Genomic DNA, 18,614 nt, shown 5'->3' with positions numbered 1-18,614 from the left:
CTATAAATTGTGAAATGAATTATTTTAAAAAAGCACTACTTGAATGGTCTTTTAAAATAATTTTACTTATTAGTGTTAACTAACGTTAACTTGCTCACATGCAAAATATATCAGGCGGCAAGAATAGATGAAGTGAATACGATAGGTTAAACTAGCCCAGTACGCAGAACACGTAGCTGGGCTAACATCAGCGAGCACTGAATTTAATCTAACGTTATTCTACGTTATCTAACCAACCTTCTGGCACTTCAGTCGTACCATCAAAAATACCAAAAAATGCTTCTTGTAGTGCTTTGGTAATAGGTCCGCGAGAACCATTACCCACCGGCATACCATCAACTGATTTCACCGGTACAACTTCAGTTGCCGTGCCACACATAAAAAATTCATCTGCAAGATATAATGACTCACGAGAAATAGGCTCTTCACGCACCTCGTAACCCAATTGCTCGGCAAGGAAAAATACCGTATCACGAGTTAAACCTTGTAAAATTGAAGCCGTTCCAGGCGGTGTATAAATCACACCTTTACGGATTAAAAATAGATTTTGTCCGGCACCTTCACTCACCATATTATTAACATCTAAAGCAACACCTTCTGCATAGCCATGACGCGCCGCTTCCGTTGAAATTAGCTGTGAAGATAAATAGTTACCACCAGCTTTAGCCGCTGTAGGCATAGTATTTGGCGCCAATCTATTCCAGCTTGATACACCTACTTCAACGCCATTTTCAACCGCATCTGCACCTAAATATGCTTCCCAACTAAAGGCAGCAATCATTACATCAGCAACTGCATCAATTGGTGGACGAAGCCCCATACCAATATCGCCTAGAAAAGCTAATGGACGTAAATACGCTGACTTTAAGTTATTTTTTGCTACAGAATCTTTACATGCCTGAACAACTTCTTCTTGCGTATATGGAATATTCATTCGGTAAATTTTTGCCGAATCAAATAAACGTTTAATGTGCTCTTCTAAACGAAAGATACAAGTGCCTTTATGTGTTTCGTAGGCACGAATACCTTCAAAAACTGAAGAACCATAATGAAGTGCATGGCTCATTACATGGACTGTAGCATTTTGCCACGGCATGAGTTCACCATTAAACCAAATAAGTTCTGCATTAACTTTAGCCATTTTAAATTCCTAAATTTTATTTTATATCAATCAGATAAAGCTAAATTAAGTGAGCTTTACTGATTTAATTTTGAATACTTGTTGTTGTCTATTGTCATCCAGCATTATGCTATGCATCGCTGTGATGCGCTATTGTCTACTTTGACCTCTTTGATGTCGATCAGTTTATTAATTTGATCGACCAAAAGTTCAATGGGCCGCTCACTTTTCACCTGCAATTCAATAGTACCAATATGCGTACCGGTATTAACTTGTGCATTGATACCAGCAATTAAAAAGCCGCGATAACGAGCCACTTGCAAAATTCGTTCAAGCACCACTTGCTTATCATCTGCTTTAATCATTAATTGATAGTGGTTCATTTAGCTATTCTCCATCATTTTGTCATTGGCAGTATTTGGTGGAACTAAAGGCCAAACGTTATCTTGGGCATTAATTTTAACTTGCAGTAAGTAGGGGCCATCGTGATTCATCATCTCTTCAATGGCATCACTCACTTGTGATTTTTTTGTGATCTGCTGTGCTTTAATATCAAAGGCTTTGGCAAGCATGATAAAGTCAGGGTTGTCTGCTAAATCTGTCTCACTTAAACGACCATTAAAGAATAGATCTTGCCACTGACGCACCATCCCTAGTTTAGCGTTATCAATTAGTACTATTTTAACCGGCAATTGAAAGCGTTTAATTGTTGATAATTCTTGCACATTCATCATAAATGAACCATCGCCTGATATAGCAACAATGCAGTCAGTTGGCCGGCTCACCTGTGCACCAATTGCTGCAGGAATGCCAAAACCCATAGTTCCCATACCACCACTGGTTAAAAAGTTACTTGGATCATCAAATAACATATGTTGAGCAGCCCACATTTGGTGCTGACCGACATCTGTCGTAACACAAGTATTGGCAGGCATACGCTCACTAACTTCTTTAAGTACCGCCGGTGCAAAAATTGATTCACCAGGATGATTATAGTCCCAAGCAAAATCAGCCTTCATTTGCTGACACTTTTCTTGCCATGGAGCAATGGCTAATGGAATAGCCAATGCCGGTAAATTTACTTTTAAGTCGCCTAAAATCGCCGCATCAGCCATTCGACGTTTATTAATTTCAGCCGTGTCGATATCAAAATGAATCACTTTCGCATGCGGCGCAAACTCATTTAGCTTACCTGTTACCCGATCATCAAAACGGGCACCAACTGCAATCAATAAGTCACACTCTTGTACTGCCAAATTAGCTGCTTTTGTACCATGCATACCTAGCATACCTAAGTAATTTTCATCATTTGGAGCAATGGCACCTAACCCCTTTAAAGTCGAAACACTGGGTACATGGGTAATTTTCGAGAACTCCCTAAGCTCATCAATTGCGTTGGCCATGCCAACACCACCACCAACATATAACACCGGCTGTTTTGCTTGGCTTAATAATGCAATGGCGCTACCCACATTAGCTGGTGGTAACTTTACTTTATTTTTCAAGCTAACCATTTCATCTAAGCTAGCTTGAACTTCTGCCAACTGAATATCTTTTGGAATATCTACTAGTACCGGACCTTGTCTGCCTTCTAAAGCAATAGCAAACGCTTTGTGCAACACTTTAGCTAACTCATTAACATCAGTTACCTGAAAGGAGTGCTTAGTACAGGCTAATGACAAACCAAAAATATCAATTTCTTGGAAAGCATCTGAGCCCATCGCTGACGTCGCAACTTGTCCCGTTATAGCTACCACAGGAATAGAATCAGCAAGGGCGTCAGCAAGGCCGGTGATTAAATTAGTTGCTCCAGGGCCCGAGGTGGCAAAACAGACACCAACTTTGCCTGAAGCCCTTGCGTAACCAACGGCAGAAAATGCAGCACCTTGTTCATGGCGACATAAAAAATGCTCAACATTACTGTCATAAAGTGCATCATAAATAGGCATAATCGCACCGCCAGGATAGCCAAAAACATGCTCAACACCGTGTTGTTCCAACACGTTAAATAGCAAATTTCCACCGGTAAATTTCTTTTCTGTTGTCATGTTTCATTTAACTTTCAATTACCATTTATTCAGAAATCATTCAATTCGAACAAAAATTCTAAAACTTCGTAATATGCCAGTTTTCTCCAAGATTAATGATGCTAGTAAGTTGTATTTTATTTTTAAAAAGCCTAAAAATAACAAACCCCTCGGTCCTTTCGGAGCGAGGGGTTTGTTATTTAGAATTATTTTTCTTTAGCTCAACAAACAACCTCGCGACGATTTAATAATCACCACGACGAGAATGTTAATAATCACTGAGCTATAGTTTTGCATTTTTATATCGATTTTCTGTAAATTTATTAATTTTAGTTTTGCTGTTTTCAGCCTATTTAAATTAGTACCATAGCTCTAATCTTCAACGCAAGCATTTTTATTATAGTTTTTTTCAACCAGCTTATTTAATTGGTTATATCAAGACAATTTTTCGCACAAAATTTAGTTATTGGCTAAACTAGGTGCTAAACCTGACATAATTGAAATGGACTTTTATGGCATTAGCATGCGTTTATAGCCGGGCAAGGATCGGCCTCGAATCACCTCTAGTTACTGTAGAAGTGCATTTAGCCAATGGACTACCTGCATTCAATATCGTTGGACTGCCTGAAACTTCAGTACGGGAAGCAAAAGATCGCGTACGAAGTGCCATCATTAATTGCGGATATGAATTTCCAGCCAAGCGCATAACCGTTAACTTAGCGCCAGCTGATTTACCCAAAGAAGGTGGCCGTTTTGATCTCCCCATAGCAATTGGTATTTTGGCTGCGGCTCAACAATTGCCCGAAACAGATCTCAAGCAGTATGAATTCGCGGGCGAATTGGCACTTTCTGGCGAGCTTAGAGCCATTATTGGTGAAATTCCAATGGCTATGGCATGCCAAAAAAGTGGCAGAACATTAGTCATTCCATGCGAAAATGCCAACCAAGCAAGTTGGGTAAAACAGGCAAAAATATTGAGCTTAAACCATTTAACACAACTGTTTCCCCATTTTCTTAATCAGCAAGTATTGCCCTTTGTTGAAACAAACTTAACCAGCAAAGCACACAATACAATTCAAGAAGACATTGCCGATGTTGTTGGCCAACCGCTAGCAAAACGCGCTTTAGAAATTGCGGCGAGCGGTCGACACAATTTACTATTTATTGGCCCGCCAGGTACCGGAAAAACCATGTTAGCCAGTCGTTTACCTGGAATTCTACCACCAATGACCGAGCAAGAAGCACTTGATAGTGCCGCCATTCAATCCATTTGCCATAAAAGCATTAGTCCTGATTCTTGGTTAACTCGGCCATTTAGAGCACCACATCATACCGCCTCATCGGCTGCCTTAGTTGGCGGCGGTAGTCACCCGCAACCTGGGGAAATATCACTTGCACACAACGGCGTATTATTTCTTGATGAACTACCCGAATTTGAACGTAAAGTACTCGATGTTTTGCGAGAGCCCATGGAGTCAGGTGCGGTAACCATATCGCGAGCATTGGTTAAGCAAACATTTCCAGCAAACTTTCAGCTAGTGGCGGCGATGAACCCTAGCCCGACCGGGTTTTACAACGATCAGCGCAGCACACCAGAGCAAGTATTGCGGTACTTAAATCGCCTATCTGGACCATTTCTCGACCGCATCGACATTCAAATTGAAGTTACTCGGTTGCCAAAAGGCATGTGGGCAAACAGTAGCGAAAAAAGTGAATCTAGTGAGATAATTCAGCAACGCGTTTTTACCTGTCATCAACGACAAATGCTACGACAAGGTAAAGCAAATGCCCAGTTATCAAGTGCCGAATTGAAAATTCACTGCCGGCTTAATGCTGATGACAGTGAATTTTTAGAACTAGCAATTGAAAAGTTAAATTTGTCTACCAGAGCGCACCACAAAATTCTAAAAATTGCCCGCACGATTGCAGACATGGAGGCACTCGAAAATATTGAACGCAAACACTTAACAGAGGCATTATCGTATCGCGCTATGGATAGAATTTTACGTCACTTAACGGAAGCAGTGGCGGTATAAATAATCATGTAATTGATGCAAAAAACGCTTTAATTAATGGTTGATCTTTACTTTGATTTAAGCAACAAACACCCAGTTCAAAAGGTTCAATTTCTCCCACATCCGTTAAGTACTGTACTCGCTCTTTAACTGGGCTATTCTCAACAACAACTTGTGGCACAATACCAACGCCGCAACCTAACGCCACCATACTAACCAAGGCTTCATGCCCTGAAACTGTGGCATAGATGTTCGCTTTTCCTTGCTGCTTCCTACGATACCAAAATTCAAAACGTTTACGGGCAGGACCATGCTCAGGCAAAATAATTGGGATTTCAGACCATAGAAAGTCTTGCTGCAATTGCTGTTGTACTTGGCACACCATAGTCGGCGCAATAACAGACAGCGGAATTTCAGCAAGATGATGAAAATTAAAAATACGAGATAACTGCTCGGGCCGTGCGGCAATTGCAAAGTCAACCGCTTGTTTCTCAACCTGATCTAGTGCATCTGCGGCATCACCCGTTGTTAGCATGATCTCCACTAAAGGATGTTGCTGTCGAAAGCGTTCAAGTAATGGTGGCAAGTGACTATAAGCGGCGGTTACTGAACAATAAATATGTAATTTTCCTTGTAATTCAGCCTGTTTTTGATGCAATGATAATTGCAATATCTGCCACTGTTCGAGTTGCTGCTCAGCAAATTTACTATACTGCTTTCCTGCTTCACTCAGCACCACTGAGCGATTGTCACGATGCAATAACGAACTACCCACTTCTTGCTCTAAGCGTTGAATTGTTCGGCTTAAGGTTGATGGACTAACGTGGTGAAGTTCTGCCGTTTTTGCAAAATGTAGTGATTTAGCTAAATCAACAAACATGCGTAATGCTTTCAAATCCATATTTTAATTTTCAATACAAAGAGAATTAACTAAGATTAATTATATATTGCGATTTTCGCAACACAACAGTGCAAATATATCATTTTAAGCAACATAAAAATTTGGTTAGGATATAGCACATAGTAATTATTTTACTGATTCATTAGATTCCTTGGTTGATAGCCAAGCACAGGAGATACACATGGCTAACTATTTTAATACTTTAAGCTTGCGCGAAAAATTAGCGCAATTAGGCAAATGTCGTTTTATGCAGCGAGAAGAGTTTAATGACGGTTGCAACTTTATTAAAGATTGGAATATTGTCATTGTCGGTTGTGGTGCTCAAGGCCTCAATCAAGGTTTGAATATGCGTGATTCAGGCTTGAATATTTCCTATGCATTACGTGACGCAGCTATTGCCGAAAAACGACAATCTTATCAATGGGCCACTGAAAATGGCTTTAAAGTGGGTAGCTACCAAGAATTAATTCCTCAAGCAGATTTAGTGCTAAACCTAACACCTGACAAACAACACACCTCAGCAGTTAATGCGGTAATGCCATTAATGAAACAAGGGGCAACATTATCTTACTCGCATGGTTTTAATATCGTTGAAGAAGGCATGCAAATTCGTCCCGATATTACTGTCGTTATGGTTGCTCCTAAGTGTCCAGGCACTGAAGTTAGAGAAGAATATAAACGCGGATTTGGTGTGCCCACATTAATTGCTGTACACCCAGAGAATGATCCGCAAGGTAACGGTTTAGCTATTGCAAAAGCCTATGCCTCAGCTACCGGTGGCGACCGTGCTGGTGTTTTAGAGTCATCATTTATTGCCGAAGTAAAATCAGATCTTATGGGTGAGCAAACCATTTTATGTGGCATGTTACAAACCGCGGCGGTTCTTGGGCATAAGCAACTAATTGCCCAAGGAATGGACGCCGCGTATGCTCGTAAACTTCTGCAATATGGCATTGAAACAACAACAGAAGGGCTAAAACACGGCGGTATCACTAATATGATGGACCGCTTATCAAATCCGGCGAAAATTAAAGCTTTTGATATGTCAGAAGAACTAAAAGTCATTTTACGACCATTATTTGAAAAACATATGGATGATATTATTGAAGGCCGTTTTTCAGCAACTATGATGGAAGACTGGGCTAATGATGATGCTAACTTATTAAAATGGCGCGCAGAAACGGCAAAAACAACGTTTGAACTTGCCGCTGATTGCGATATCGAAATCACAGAGCAAGAATATTACGACAAAGGCATATTTGTTGTTGCTATGATTAAAGCTGGCGTTGAGCTAGCATTTGAATCTATGGTAGCCGCAGGGATCATAGAAGAATCAGCCTACTATGAATCACTACACGAAACACCGTTAATTGCTAACTGTATTGCACGTAATAAGCTCTATGAAATGAATGTAGTTATTTCTGATACCGCAGAATATGGCAACTACTTATTCAGCCATGCGGCAGTACCTTTACTAGCTGACTACGCCAGTAATTTAACCTTAGAACAGTTAGGCGAAGGTTTATCAGCAGAAAATACCGGTGTTGATAACGTGCGTTTAATTGAAGTAAATGAAGCCATTCGTAGCCATCAAGTAGAAATTATTGGCAAGGAGCTACGTGGTTACATGACAGATATGAAGCGTATTGTTGAGGCAAATCACTAGTTAGCCACTCATAATTAACAAAGCTTACGAAAAATGGCATTGAGATTCACACTCAATGCCATTTTTATACCTAAACCTACTAACTTCTAATTTGTCCATCTCCTAATACCACAAACTTCTCCGTTGTAAGTGCTGCAAGTCCCATCGGACCATAGGCATGTAATTTACTAGTAGAAATACCAATTTCTGAGCCAAGGCCAAGCTGGCCACCATCTGAAAAGCGCGATGAGGCATTTACCATTACCACGGAAGAGTTAATACTGCGCACAAAGCGCTGACTTCGACTCGTGTCTTGCGTAACAATAACTTCAGTATGATCAGAACTATAGGTTTGAATATGCACAAGGGCTTGTTCAAAACTAGATACAATTTTAACTGCAATTTCTTGTGCTAAATATTCCGCTTGAAAATCAGTCTCTGTTGCAAGAGCCGCATGCTCAAAATACTCAATACTACCCGCACAAGCATGCACTTTAACAGCCGCAGGTTTAAAAGCAACGGCTATTTTCGGTAATATTTTTTCTGCAATTTCGGCATGAACTAATACCGTTTCAAGGGCATTACAAGCACTTGGCCTTTGTGTTTTGCCATTGACTAAAATATTAATCGCCTTTTCAACATCAGCATACTTATCAATAAATAAGTGACATACCCCTTTGAAATGCTGAATTACCGGAATTTGGCTATTTTCCGTTACATAGTGAATTAATCCTTCGCCGCCGCGTGGAATCACTAAATCAATACTTTCTCGTTGTTTTAATAGCTGCTCGATAACATCACGGCTAGTATCTGGAATAACGGTAATACAGTTTTTATCAACATTAGCTTGCTCTAACACCTGATGTAAGCAATTTGCTATTGCAATATTGCTATGAATAGCTTCTGAGCCACCGCGCAGAATTACCGCGTTACCTGACTTTAAGCACAAAGCAGCGGACTCTGCGGTTACATTTGGTCGAGCTTCATAAATCATAGCGATAACCCCAAGTGGAATGCGCATTTTACCTACTTGCATGCCATTAGGCCGCAATGCCAACTGACTCATATGACCAACAGGATCGTCTAAACGTACGATGTCACGAATTGCTTCAGCAATATCATTAACACCTTGCTGTGTTAATAATAATCTATCCAGCATTGCCGTCGTTAGGCCTTTCGCTTTACCGGCAGTAATATCTTTCGCGTTTTCAGCAATAATTACTGCACTATTTGCAGTAATAGCATCCGCCATTTTCACAAGTAATTGATTTTTCTCATGGCTTGTTAATTGAGCGACCGTTAATGCTGCTCGTTTTGCTAAGGCAGCGCTTTTTACAATATCAAACATAATTTTTTACTCTGCTAATTTTGTTCTGAGTTCTCAATCACAACCATATCGTCTCGATGCATTACAACTTTACTAGGGCAACAGCCTAAAATCCTTGTTATTTCATCACTTTTTTGGCCCTGAATACGCTGCAAATCTCGGCTGCTATATTGGCTTATACCTTTAGCAACATATTGCTCAGTGGCAGCATTATAAAGATCGACACAATCACCGGCAGTAAATTCTCCTGTAATACTGGTAATTCCCGATGGAAGTAAAGAAGCGCCTTTTGCTATTACCGCGTTTACAGCCCCAGTATCTAACAAAACTTTACCGTTACTTTTTAGTGTATGTTTTAGCCAATGTTTTCGCGCACGTGTAGCGCCTTGTTTGGCAACAAAGTGTGTCCCCGGGTTTTGCCCTGATAATATTTGCTCAAACACTTGCGCACGGCTGCCATTTAAAATATAGGTTTCTATGCCATTTTCTACAGCTTTTTCTGCTGCCTGAATCTTTGTTTTCATACCACCAGTAGCAATATGGTTATTAGTGGCACCCGCCATGGCGTACACTGACGTATCAATTTTAGTAATGGTTGGTAATAATTTTGCGTTAGAGTTTATTCTAGGATCTTGTTCATAAACACCGTCAACATCACTTAAAATAAACAAACAGTCAGCCTCACTTACTAAGGCAACCAAAGCCGCTAAATTATCATTGTCACCCACTTTCAACTCATCTGTTGCCACAGTATCATTTTCATTAACAATAGGAATAGTTCCGTTATCGAGTAATATTCGTAGGGTATTTTTAATATTAATATAACGTTGGCGGTCTTTAAGATCACCGTGAGTTATTAATAACTGGCTGCAGGGCACATCAAAAAATCGCTGCCAATTTGCCATCATTCTCATTTGGCCAACGGCGGCCATAGCTTGTTTTGTGGGGATAGAGGGGTTGGGGGAGCCGTGCGCAATCAAACCTCGACCAGCGGCAACACTGCCAGATGAAACCAAAATTATTTCTTTACCTGCTTGCTGACATTCAGTAATAAAGCGAGCAATAGCAAGTAAATACTTACCGTTGCAACCTTTAGCATCAGGAGAAACTAAAGCACTACCCACTTTTATAACCGCACGATTAAACTTCATGACCACTCCTCTATTTTATGTTCATTAAGCTTGCCTTGAATAGTGCTTAGTTTGCAATCAACTTTTGCAATAAATATAGACTTGTTTGCTATTTTCTAACGCTTTATGGAATTAGTCTTGTTAAATAACAGTTTTACTAAGCTAAAAAAGCTATTTAATGGTTAACACCACGAAGCAATAAAAATGTGATGCGTTTTCAGCCACTGTACTTTAGCGACAAAAATACCAATTTCTATACACTCAAGCTCACATCTTAAAAATTTAGTCGGTCATAACTGTAATTTTCGTGACTTTCATCACAATTTACAGATTATTGGCAATTTAATAGCAAACATTTTTTCAAGATTTTTACTGAAACCATTCTTGAAACCCATTAATATTATGATTCTTAAATTTAGCTCAAAAAATATTGGTTATTGCGTTATGTTGCATTTTTTACCTAGCCCTATAGTTGGTTGCCTTTCATTTATTTTATATATTGCCAACACCTTGCTATGGCTTTTGCCAATTCTCATTTTTTCTCTTTTAAAAGCCTTAGTCCCCTTAACCTTTTGGCAGAAAATATTTAGTTATTTGCTTGATCAAATGGCCAGTAATTGGGTGTTGCTTAATACCTACAATCAAAAATTATTCACTAAAACCAAACTCAAAGTTACAGGATTAGAGCAGCTCAAAATGAAAGACTGGTATTTGGTGATCAGCAATCACCAAAGCTGGGTCGACATTGTTGTTTTACAACGTATTTTGCATGGTAAAATTCCTTTCTTAAAATTCTTTCTGAAACGAGAATTAATATACGTACCATTTTTAGGCTTAGCTTGGTGGGCACTCGACTTCCCTTTTATGAAACGTTATAGCCAACACTTTTTAAAGAAAAACCCGCATTTAAAAGGTAAAGATATAGAAACGACTAAAAAAGCTTGTGAAAAATTTAAACACAAGCCGGTCAGTGTGATGAACTTCATCGAAGGTACGCGCTTTACTAAAGAGAAACATCAAAAACAAAATTCGCCGTTTCAACGTTTATTAAAGCCTAAAGCCGGCGGGATTGGGTTTGTATTACAAGCAATGAAAGGTAACCTGAGTAAGGTGGTTAACGTTACCATTTATTACCCCGATGGAACACCTAACTTTATCGACTTTCTTTGTGGTCGAATTCATCAAGTCGACATTTGTATCGAAACTCAAGATATTGACGATACCCTCCAAGGTGATTATGTTAATGATCGTGCATATAAAATTCAGTTTCAAAAATGGGTAAACCAACTTTGGCTTGATAAAGATGCAAAAATGCTGCAACTTGAAGAAAAGGCAAACAAGGAAATGTAATGCAAGCAATAATCACCGCATGGTTAACCGAGCAAGGCGTTCATAGCTCTTACCTAGCACTAAGTGCCGCAGCAATTGGCTGTATAGTAATTTTATTATTATGCAGCATCAGCTATTACTTAACCAAACATCAAGTTCTGGTGATTATTAAAAAAGTTATTACTGCCTCAAAAAACACTTGGGACGATTTACTATTTGAGCACCAAGTATTTACCCGCATCGCATTACTAGTACCGTTTGTTTTATTGTTATTTTTAACACCGATATTTATTCCGCTAGAAACACTGCTCGCAAATGGACTAATAATTTTCGCCAAGGTTGCGATTTGTTTCCAAATTGCTCGCAGCATTAGCTCTGTTTTAAATGTTATTAATAATGTATATCGAGAAACAGCCTCAGAAAAATACTTACCATTAAACTCAACCTTGCAAGTCATCAAGCTCGCCGTTTACTTAGTCGCAACCATATTGGCCATATCATTAGTGCTTGATCGCTCACCTTTGTATTTACTCAGCGGTTTAGGTGCGTTAACGGCAGTTTTAATTTTAGTGTTTCAAGATACAATTAAAGGTTTAGTTGCCAGTATTCAAATATCAGCCAATAAAATGGTCGCTCCGGGTGATTGGATTGAATTACCTAAATATGGCGCTGATGGTGATGTCTTAGAAATCGGCTTAAACACTGTTAAAGTGAAAAACTTTGATAACACTATTACCACAGTACCAACCTATGCGTTAACCAGTGGCTCATTTAAAAATTGGCGCGGCATGTTCAATTCAGGTGGTCGACGCATCAAGCGCGCTATTGTAATTGATGTTCGTAGCATTTGTTTTTACAACAAACAGCAAGTTGAGGCGTTAAAATCAGTCAATTTACTCGCCAAATATTTAGCAAATAAGCAACAAGAAATTACCATTCAAGATGAGCCGTCAACACCTAATAGCGAGCTTGACGGTATCAATATCAATCATAGGCAACTTACCAATATTGGTACTTTTAGGGCGTATATTGAAGCTTATTTAAAGCAACATGCGAAAGTACATCAAGGCATGACATGTATGGTAAGACAACTTAAAGCAACAGAAGTTGGCTTACCTTTAGAATTATACTTTTTCAGTAATGACAAAAATTGGGTGAATTACGAAGCAATACAAGCAGATATTTTTGACCATCTATACGCCGCAGCACCAATGTTTAAGTTACGCATATTTCAACACCCTAGTGGCTATGATTGGCAAACATCTAACGTTGGCGCATAACACCTTCTTGCATGGTTGAGGCAACCAGTAAACCTTCTCGATTAAATATTTGCCCCTTAACTAAGCCGCGACCACCGCTCGCTGACGGGCTATCAATGCTATACAGCAACCATTCATCAAGACGAAACGGGCGGTGAAACCACATAGAATGGTCAATTGTTGCTAATTGAAAGTTGGGCTGCCAATAGCTAAGCCCATGCGGGTAAAGTGCCGTTGGTAAAAACAGAAAATCAGATGTGTAAGCTAATAAATAGGTATGAATACGTAAATCATCTGGCAAACAGCCATTCGACTTTATCCACATCTGGCATTTGGCGGCCGTTTTTTCTGGTTTAACCCAGTTATACTGGTGAACAGGGCGTATTTCTATTGGTTTTTCCGACAGAAACTTCCCCCGTATTTCTTCAGGAATGGCTGCTTGGTTGTCAAAAATAAAATCTGTATATGACCTTAGCTCTTCTGGGCCAGGCACATCTGGCATTTTATCCTGGTGATCAAACCCTGTTTCTTGCTGCTGAAATGACGCTGTCATATAAAAAATAGCTTTACCATTTTGAATAGCATTAACACGGCGCGTATTAAAACTGCGGCCATCTCGAATATTTTCTACCTGATAAACGACCGGTTTACTGGCGTCACCAGGTCGCAAAAAGTATGAATGTAAAGAATGAACGCTATGTGTTGCTGCAACGGTTTCTTGGGCTGCGGAAAGCGCCTGGCCCATAACTTGGCCGCCAAACAATGCACGGAATCCTAAATCTTGGCTGTCACCACGATATATGCCTTGCTCTATTGCTTCTAACTTCAATAACGCTGATAAATCATTCAATACCTGGCTCATATAATCTCTTAATGCTTAACTTAACTTGTCGGTATTATAACGAGCAAAACAATAATTCATAACGGCTTAGCCTCTAAAATCGCCTCTTTCCATACATTTTATTTAAAACATCTGGTTCACCAGCATAAGAAATATACAATTATTTTTGAATTATTGTTGAAATTAGCAAACTTCTCATATAAGTTGCTCTATGTAACAACAAAGTTATCGAAATTATTTAAAGAGGCAATTGTGCAAGCAGTTCTAGAACGCGAGATTTTACTCGAAAGACGTCAATATGTACCAGAGCAGTCAAATCTATGGGATAAACTGTCTCTTGCTCAGAAATTTGCCACAAGTAGCCTAACGCAATTTGGCTATGATCTCGCTTTTATTCGCAGCAGCAAGTCCGGTAATATTGCTGTGCTTTTGTGTGATAGCAATGCCGCTACCATTACCGACGATGGTGAAATAGATACTTCTCCTGATATTACCATTCGCCCATAAACGGTAATAAAGTTAAAATAAAAATCCACTTTCAACGGTAGATTTTTTAGTTTAAAGCACTATTTTTTCTTATCAGCTTGTAATAAAGCATCAACCAATATGATACAGCCGTTAATATTATTACTCGCCCACGCACGTTTAATGTCTTTACTCGATTGCGCAATATGGTTAGCAAGAGTTTTATACGAACCTTTTTGAAAGCCTTCGTAGACCTTTTTAATCGCCGCTTGCATTTTACCTTTGCCATTTATGCTGTCATTAAAAATCACAGCATAGTTGTTAACCATAGGAGCAATCAATTCAAGTTCTTTATCAGCCATAGCGCCACTTTCTCGTAAGCTACTAAGTTTATGTTTGGCAATATCCTCATAACGTTGAGCAATAATTGCTACAGTTTCAATGTATTGCTTGTTTTCCTTTTTAGTTGTTGATATTTCTCGTTTCATCAACAGTATTTCACGTTGTAAACTTTCGGCCTTAAAAAAGAAATATATACTTACCGCAACAAATATTGCGATCACTGCTAAAACAAAAATCATTATTTAACCTATAAACTACCCTGTTAATTCCGCCTCAGTATTATCACTTAAGCGCGAAAGAAAAACATATGGATCAATATCTTGGATATTGGGCGACGCCACGGAAAATTTAATTTTAACTGAATAATCTCCTAAATTGGCAAAAAATCTGGTATTTATTGCTTGTTTAATACAAGTTAACTTACTAAACATCTGTTCTGTATTTTGGTGTGGGCATAAAAACAAATACTCCCCTGCACAAATTTCCCCTGAATAGTCTTCCTCTTCAAGGTTTTCATTAACAATTACCGCAATCGCTTGCGAAACATCATTTAATATTTTTGCATTAAAATGAAATGCTAGTTCCTGCCAATTTTCAATTATCAAATAACCAATAGAAACTTGGTATTGATATTTACGTGCCATTTTATATTGCTGTTGATACCACTGTTTTGTTTTAACAGGGCGCGCTAATTGGGTTTTAAGTAACTCTATTTCATCATAGCCTTGGCTCAATTTTTTTCGATAACGGCGAAAGCGTCTTAACATATATAGCAATGCTATTAATATTAACGCCGTAACAAGCAGCACGATTTGTAATTCTTGACGGCGAAATTTCTCATTAAATCGAATACTAAGCTCGCTTTGCTCTGCTAGGTTTAATGCCAAATTTTTTGCTTTCTTACTGGTATTATTTGCCGCTGAAAACACAACATTTTTAACATCAGCAGCATGATTAAACCCTTGATGTAATTCAATAAAGCGTGCTTGCATATTAGCAGCTTGTTGAAAAAGACCAATGCTTTGATAGTAATTTGCCAATAACAAATATAGTTCGACTTGCTCAGGCTTAAGCACAATATTATCAGCTGTTTTTTCAGCAACGAGCAACAATTGCACAGCTTGTTTTGGAGCATCTAGTGCATAGTACACTTTCGCTAAAATAATTTGTGCCGAAAGTTTTACTCTCGGTAAGTTGTATTGTTCAAATACAGTTTGCGCATTCAATAAGTGAGATTTGGCTTGTAAGAAATTCTGTTGTTGATAAAGCACCTTGCCAAGACCTAGCTCCGCATACGAAGCCCGAATATTCAAACCAAAATTTGCTGCTAATTGTTTTGACTCGTAATAAGCGTGATAAGCATCATCATACTGATGCAATTGATAATAAGCGGAGGCAAGTAAATGATAGGTTTTTGCAATACCTTTCAGTTTTGATAATTCAATACGAAGCTTTAATGCTCTATTGAGTAATTCTGCGGCATTATTATACTCCGACAAATAGAAGTGTGCCTGAGCAATAATTTCTAATAATGCCACCTGTTCTACAGATTGTTGATTTTGAGTTAGTAGCTGCTCAACTTTACTCAGTTCATTAATCGCTAATGTATAATCAGCACTTAACGCATATGCGACGACAGAATAAGCCATCGCCTGCAAATGAAAGTTCATATTGCCAGCTTCTTCAGCTAGCCAAGCTGTTTCTTGCGATACTTCCCGAAGTTGTATGAACTTACCCTGAGAATAATAACCGCGAGCAACTTTTAACAGTAAATCCAACTGAATTGGTATATCTGCATTTTCAACTTTAGTACCGTATTGAGCAAATTGCAGTGCCGCTGCTAAATCACCACGGTTGTAGGCAACATCAGATAATAACGAAAAAGCCTTTGCCACTACATTACGACTATAACTTTGCCGACTATTAATAACCGACTGCGCTACAGTTACGACTTCTTGGTAAATTAAAGACTCTTTATCTTTTTCATAATAGCTATTGATTTCATTGCGAATTTTCGTATTAATTTCCAATGCATCAACAACAATGGTAGCGAAAAAAATCAGAATAAAAAGTGCGCCTTGCAGCATTTTTGTCATTTAAATAAACTTCCATGTGCAACATTTATAAAGCAAATAAGTTTTTTACTTTTGTTTATTATTTAATATGTTAACGCATGAATTGGCGATATAACATCAAAAAAAGTTTACAAATAAAATTCTTTGCCTATAATCACCTTTGAGCTGCTAAAGCTCGACAAGGGCAAACCCAGTGAAAACTGGAGACGCAAAGTTACCGATCTAAGGGGAAACCTATGATAGCGGAACTGCCAAATTTAGATATAGTGGGGGCTTATCTTCATTGAACAGCCTGCCATCATTACCTCTGGTAACTTTGCGTGCCTTTCCTCTGTCTATTCTTCTTTATTTTCAGCTGACGCTTTTACTTGCTGCAGATTAATATATTCCATAACAATGGTTTCTAGCATAGATAAAGGCATTGAACCGTTTTTCAAAATTTGATCGTGAAAATCTCTTAAATCAAATGCTTCACCTAAAGCTTTTTCCGCAGTTTTACGCAAACGCTTTATTGTTAGTTCACCCACTTTGTATGACAAGGCTTGCCCTGGCCAAGAAATATAACGGTCAATTTCAGTTTTAACATTGTGTAATGATAGCGCGGTATTGTTAGCAAGAAAGTCCATAGCCTGTTTACGACTCCAGCCTTTTGCATGCATACCCGTATCAACGACTAAACGTGCTGCACGCCACATTTCATAGGTTAAGCGCCCAAAGTCACTATAAGGATCTTGATAAAAACCAGCTTCAATGCCTAAATATTCTGAATATAAGCCCCAACCTTCACCAAAAGCCGATATATAAGTACGATTTCTAAACTTTGGTACTTCTTGCATTTCTCGAGCAATTGAACCTTGTAAGTGATGACCGGGGACGGCTTCATGTAAGGTTAATGCCTCTAACACATACAAAGGTCGACGATCTAATCGATACGTATTCACCCAGTAATTACCTGGCTGGTCATCTCGTGAAGGCCCTGAATATCGCCCAGTTGTATACTTAGGTGCAATATTTGCCGGAACTGGAATTACACCATAGGGTGTTCTAGGTAAAGTCTTAAAAAGCTTAGGTAACTGTGCATCCATTTTCTTGGCTATAAATGATGCTTCCTTTAACAGCGCTTCAGGCGTGGTTGCATAAAACTGTTTATCAGTACGTAAAAATTGCACAAAATCAGCAAAGCTGCCCTTAAAACCAACTTTCTTAATAATTGCGTCCATTTCACCACGGATACGTTTTACTTCTGACAAGCCTGTTTCATGAACTTGTTCAACATTCATAGGCAGCGTTGTGTAATGCTGCAATCTATTTAGATAATACGCTTGGCCATTGGGTAAAGATGTCGCTGCAATATTGCTACGGGCATTAGGTTTATATGTTTGTACCATGAAATCATAGTAATTTTGGTAACTTGGAATAACATGGCTAGCAATTACCTCAGCCGCTTGCTTGCGTAATTGCAAACTAAGTGACTCCGAAAAATAACTTGGCATATTTTTAAACGGTTGATAATAAGTACTTGTTGTGACATCCGTTTTAATAAAGGCTTTAATTGACTCTTCAAAACCTTCTAGAACGACTTTTGGCTGCGTAATTCCTTCAGCAATGCCCTTATCCATCCAAGCAATTTGTTGAGAAAAATACTTTGGTAAAGTTGATAATCTCATTAAATAATCACGATAATCTTGCTCAGTTTTAAAGCTAACCTGTTGATTAATTCGGCTGATCCAAACATGAAAGCCAGATTCCGCCGTTAGTGGCATATAGTGCTCTTTGTTTGTGTAGCTATCCAACTGATTTTTAATTGTGTAAGACAAAACAGCATGGTTTATCTGTTCGGGGCGACTTAATAGTTTATTATCTATCGCACTTAACCGTTGATAAATAGCATGTAGCTTTTGATGCTGTAATTTAAGCTTTTCCGGCGATAAATCAGGTAATAAATTATTCGTTTCCCCAGCGAGATCCTGATTAAACGGACTTTGCTTATCTTTAAATTGCTGATAATCACTGATCACTTGCTTAAGTGATGACGCAGGTAATTGCGCTAAATTTGATTGGCAGGCCATAAGAAAAAGCAGCATAGTTATGGTTGATAGCAATACTTTCATTAAAAATCCCAACGGTGAATAAATAAA

General features: G+C 38.7%; 15 protein-coding genes and 1 riboswitch. Of the genes, 5 read left to right on the top strand and 10 right to left on the bottom strand.

Translation table 11 applies throughout. The features are described from left to right. Nucleotides 1–214: 214 nt before the first annotated feature. The 3 genes from AC27HL_RS00825 to ilvG form a co-directional block, all read right to left on the bottom strand. Nucleotides 215–1,141, bottom strand: a complete 927-nt coding sequence (locus AC27HL_RS00825) for a branched-chain amino acid transaminase (RefSeq protein WP_487078266.1) — start codon at nt 1,139–1,141, stop codon at nt 215–217. A 104-nt stretch (nt 1,142–1,245) separates the two neighbouring features. Further along, nucleotides 1,246–1,503 carry an acetolactate synthase 2 small subunit gene (gene ilvM / locus AC27HL_RS00820; protein WP_487078264.1) on the bottom strand — a complete coding sequence of 86 codons (258 nt, stop codon included), beginning with the start codon at nt 1,501–1,503 and terminating at the stop codon, nt 1,246–1,248. Next, nucleotides 1,504–3,168 carry an acetolactate synthase 2 catalytic subunit gene (gene ilvG / locus AC27HL_RS00815; RefSeq protein WP_487078262.1) on the bottom strand — a complete coding sequence of 555 codons (1,665 nt, stop codon included), beginning with the start codon at nt 3,166–3,168 and terminating at the stop codon, nt 1,504–1,506. A 491-nt stretch (nt 3,169–3,659) separates the two neighbouring features. On the opposite strand from ilvG, the gene AC27HL_RS00810 reads away from it, so the two are divergent. Continuing rightward, the gene (locus AC27HL_RS00810) at nt 3,660–5,183 is read left to right on the top strand and encodes a YifB family Mg chelatase-like AAA ATPase (protein ID WP_487078260.1); all 1,524 of its coding nucleotides are present in this window, start codon (nt 3,660–3,662) and stop codon (nt 5,181–5,183) included. 4 nt (nt 5,184–5,187) lie between these two features. On the opposite strand, the gene ilvY is transcribed toward AC27HL_RS00810, so the two are convergent. Further along, nucleotides 5,188–6,063, bottom strand: coding sequence for an HTH-type transcriptional activator IlvY (gene ilvY / locus AC27HL_RS00805; protein WP_487078258.1), 876 nt, complete (start codon nt 6,061–6,063; stop codon nt 5,188–5,190). Between the two features lie 181 nt (nt 6,064–6,244). On the opposite strand from ilvY, the gene ilvC reads away from it, so the two are divergent. Next, nucleotides 6,245–7,729 (top strand): ketol-acid reductoisomerase, encoded by a 1,485-nt coding sequence (ilvC, locus tag AC27HL_RS00800; protein WP_487078256.1) that lies wholly within the window; start codon nt 6,245–6,247, stop codon nt 7,727–7,729. Between the two features lie 79 nt (nt 7,730–7,808). On the opposite strand, the gene AC27HL_RS00795 is transcribed toward ilvC, so the two are convergent. Together AC27HL_RS00795 and proB are read right to left on the bottom strand one after the other, a co-directional pair. Then, a complete protein-coding gene (locus AC27HL_RS00795) occupies nt 7,809–9,059 on the bottom strand; it encodes a glutamate-5-semialdehyde dehydrogenase (RefSeq protein ID WP_487079856.1) in 1,251 nt (416 codons plus the stop codon). Between the two features lie 11 nt (nt 9,060–9,070). Continuing rightward, entirely contained in the window at nt 9,071–10,186 is a 1,116-nt protein-coding gene (gene proB, locus AC27HL_RS00790; RefSeq protein WP_487078254.1) for a glutamate 5-kinase, read from the bottom strand. Between the two features lie 423 nt (nt 10,187–10,609). Here proB and AC27HL_RS00785 point away from each other — a divergent pair, with 423 nt between their 5' ends. Both AC27HL_RS00785 and AC27HL_RS00780 read left to right on the top strand, forming a co-directional pair. Beyond that, the gene (locus AC27HL_RS00785; RefSeq protein WP_487078253.1) at nt 10,610–11,515 is read left to right on the top strand and encodes an acyltransferase; all 906 of its coding nucleotides are present in this window, start codon (nt 10,610–10,612) and stop codon (nt 11,513–11,515) included. Further along, nucleotides 11,515–12,774 carry a mechanosensitive ion channel family protein gene (locus AC27HL_RS00780; RefSeq protein ID WP_487078252.1) on the top strand — a complete coding sequence of 420 codons (1,260 nt, stop codon included), beginning with the start codon at nt 11,515–11,517 and terminating at the stop codon, nt 12,772–12,774. The genes AC27HL_RS00785 and AC27HL_RS00780 overlap by 1 nt, the downstream gene beginning before the upstream one ends. Here the strand turns inward: AC27HL_RS00780 and tesB are convergent. After that, a complete protein-coding gene (tesB, locus tag AC27HL_RS00775; protein WP_487078250.1) occupies nt 12,758–13,615 on the bottom strand; it encodes an acyl-CoA thioesterase II in 858 nt (285 codons plus the stop codon). The two genes, AC27HL_RS00780 and tesB, sit on opposite strands and share 17 nt — an antisense overlap. 231 nt (nt 13,616–13,846) lie before the next feature. On the opposite strand from tesB, the gene AC27HL_RS00770 reads away from it, so the two are divergent. After that, on the top strand, nt 13,847–14,101 hold the full coding sequence (locus AC27HL_RS00770) for a hypothetical protein (protein WP_487078248.1): 255 nt from the start codon (nt 13,847–13,849) through the stop codon (nt 14,099–14,101). Between the two features lie 59 nt (nt 14,102–14,160). On the opposite strand, the gene AC27HL_RS00765 is transcribed toward AC27HL_RS00770, so the two are convergent. From AC27HL_RS00765 to AC27HL_RS00755, 3 genes are all read right to left on the bottom strand, one after another. Further along, nucleotides 14,161–14,640: a hypothetical protein gene (locus tag AC27HL_RS00765; RefSeq protein WP_487078246.1), complete on the bottom strand. Its 480-nt coding sequence runs from the start codon at nt 14,638–14,640 to the stop codon at nt 14,161–14,163. Between the two features lie 15 nt (nt 14,641–14,655). Continuing rightward, nucleotides 14,656–16,497 (bottom strand): hypothetical protein, encoded by a 1,842-nt coding sequence (locus tag AC27HL_RS00760; RefSeq protein WP_487078244.1) that lies wholly within the window; start codon nt 16,495–16,497, stop codon nt 14,656–14,658. A gap of 152 nt (nt 16,498–16,649) precedes the next feature. Continuing rightward, a riboswitch (cyclic di-GMP riboswitch) is annotated at nt 16,650–16,732 on the top strand. A gap of 79 nt (nt 16,733–16,811) precedes the next feature. Then, nucleotides 16,812–18,587 (bottom strand): DUF885 domain-containing protein, encoded by a 1,776-nt coding sequence (locus AC27HL_RS00755; protein ID WP_487078242.1) that lies wholly within the window; start codon nt 18,585–18,587, stop codon nt 16,812–16,814. Nucleotides 18,588–18,614 lie beyond the last annotated feature (27 nt).

The organism is Colwellia aquaemaris (genome assembly GCF_057548755.1).
The sequence above is the reverse complement of the archived record's forward strand: the minus strand, read 5'-3'. Positions and strand labels throughout refer to the sequence as shown.

Bases quoted from the DNA above. Each gene is read 5' to 3' on its own strand.
- AC27HL_RS00825 (WP_487078266.1), bottom strand. From the start codon at position 1,141: ATGGCTAAAGTTAATGCAGAACTTATTTGGTTTAATGGTGAACTCATG.
- ilvM (WP_487078264.1), bottom strand. From the start codon at position 1,503: ATGAACCACTATCAATTAATGATTAAAGCAGATGATAAGCAAGTGGTG.
- ilvG (WP_487078262.1), bottom strand. From the start codon at position 3,168: ATGACAACAGAAAAGAAATTTACCGGTGGAAATTTGCTATTTAACGTG.
- AC27HL_RS00810 (WP_487078260.1), top strand. From the start codon at position 3,660: ATGGCATTAGCATGCGTTTATAGCCGGGCAAGGATCGGCCTCGAATCA.
- ilvY (WP_487078258.1), bottom strand. From the start codon at position 6,063: ATGGATTTGAAAGCATTACGCATGTTTGTTGATTTAGCTAAATCACTA.
- ilvC (WP_487078256.1), top strand. From the start codon at position 6,245: ATGGCTAACTATTTTAATACTTTAAGCTTGCGCGAAAAATTAGCGCAA.
- proB (WP_487078254.1), bottom strand. From the start codon at position 10,186: ATGAAGTTTAATCGTGCGGTTATAAAAGTGGGTAGTGCTTTAGTTTCT.
- AC27HL_RS00785 (WP_487078253.1), top strand. From the start codon at position 10,610: ATGTTGCATTTTTTACCTAGCCCTATAGTTGGTTGCCTTTCATTTATT.
- AC27HL_RS00780 (WP_487078252.1), top strand. From the start codon at position 11,515: ATGCAAGCAATAATCACCGCATGGTTAACCGAGCAAGGCGTTCATAGC.
- tesB (WP_487078250.1), bottom strand. From the start codon at position 13,615: ATGAGCCAGGTATTGAATGATTTATCAGCGTTATTGAAGTTAGAAGCA.
- AC27HL_RS00765 (WP_487078246.1), bottom strand. From the start codon at position 14,640: ATGATTTTTGTTTTAGCAGTGATCGCAATATTTGTTGCGGTAAGTATA.
- AC27HL_RS00760 (WP_487078244.1), bottom strand. From the start codon at position 16,497: ATGACAAAAATGCTGCAAGGCGCACTTTTTATTCTGATTTTTTTCGCT.
- AC27HL_RS00755 (WP_487078242.1), bottom strand. From the start codon at position 18,587: ATGAAAGTATTGCTATCAACCATAACTATGCTGCTTTTTCTTATGGCC.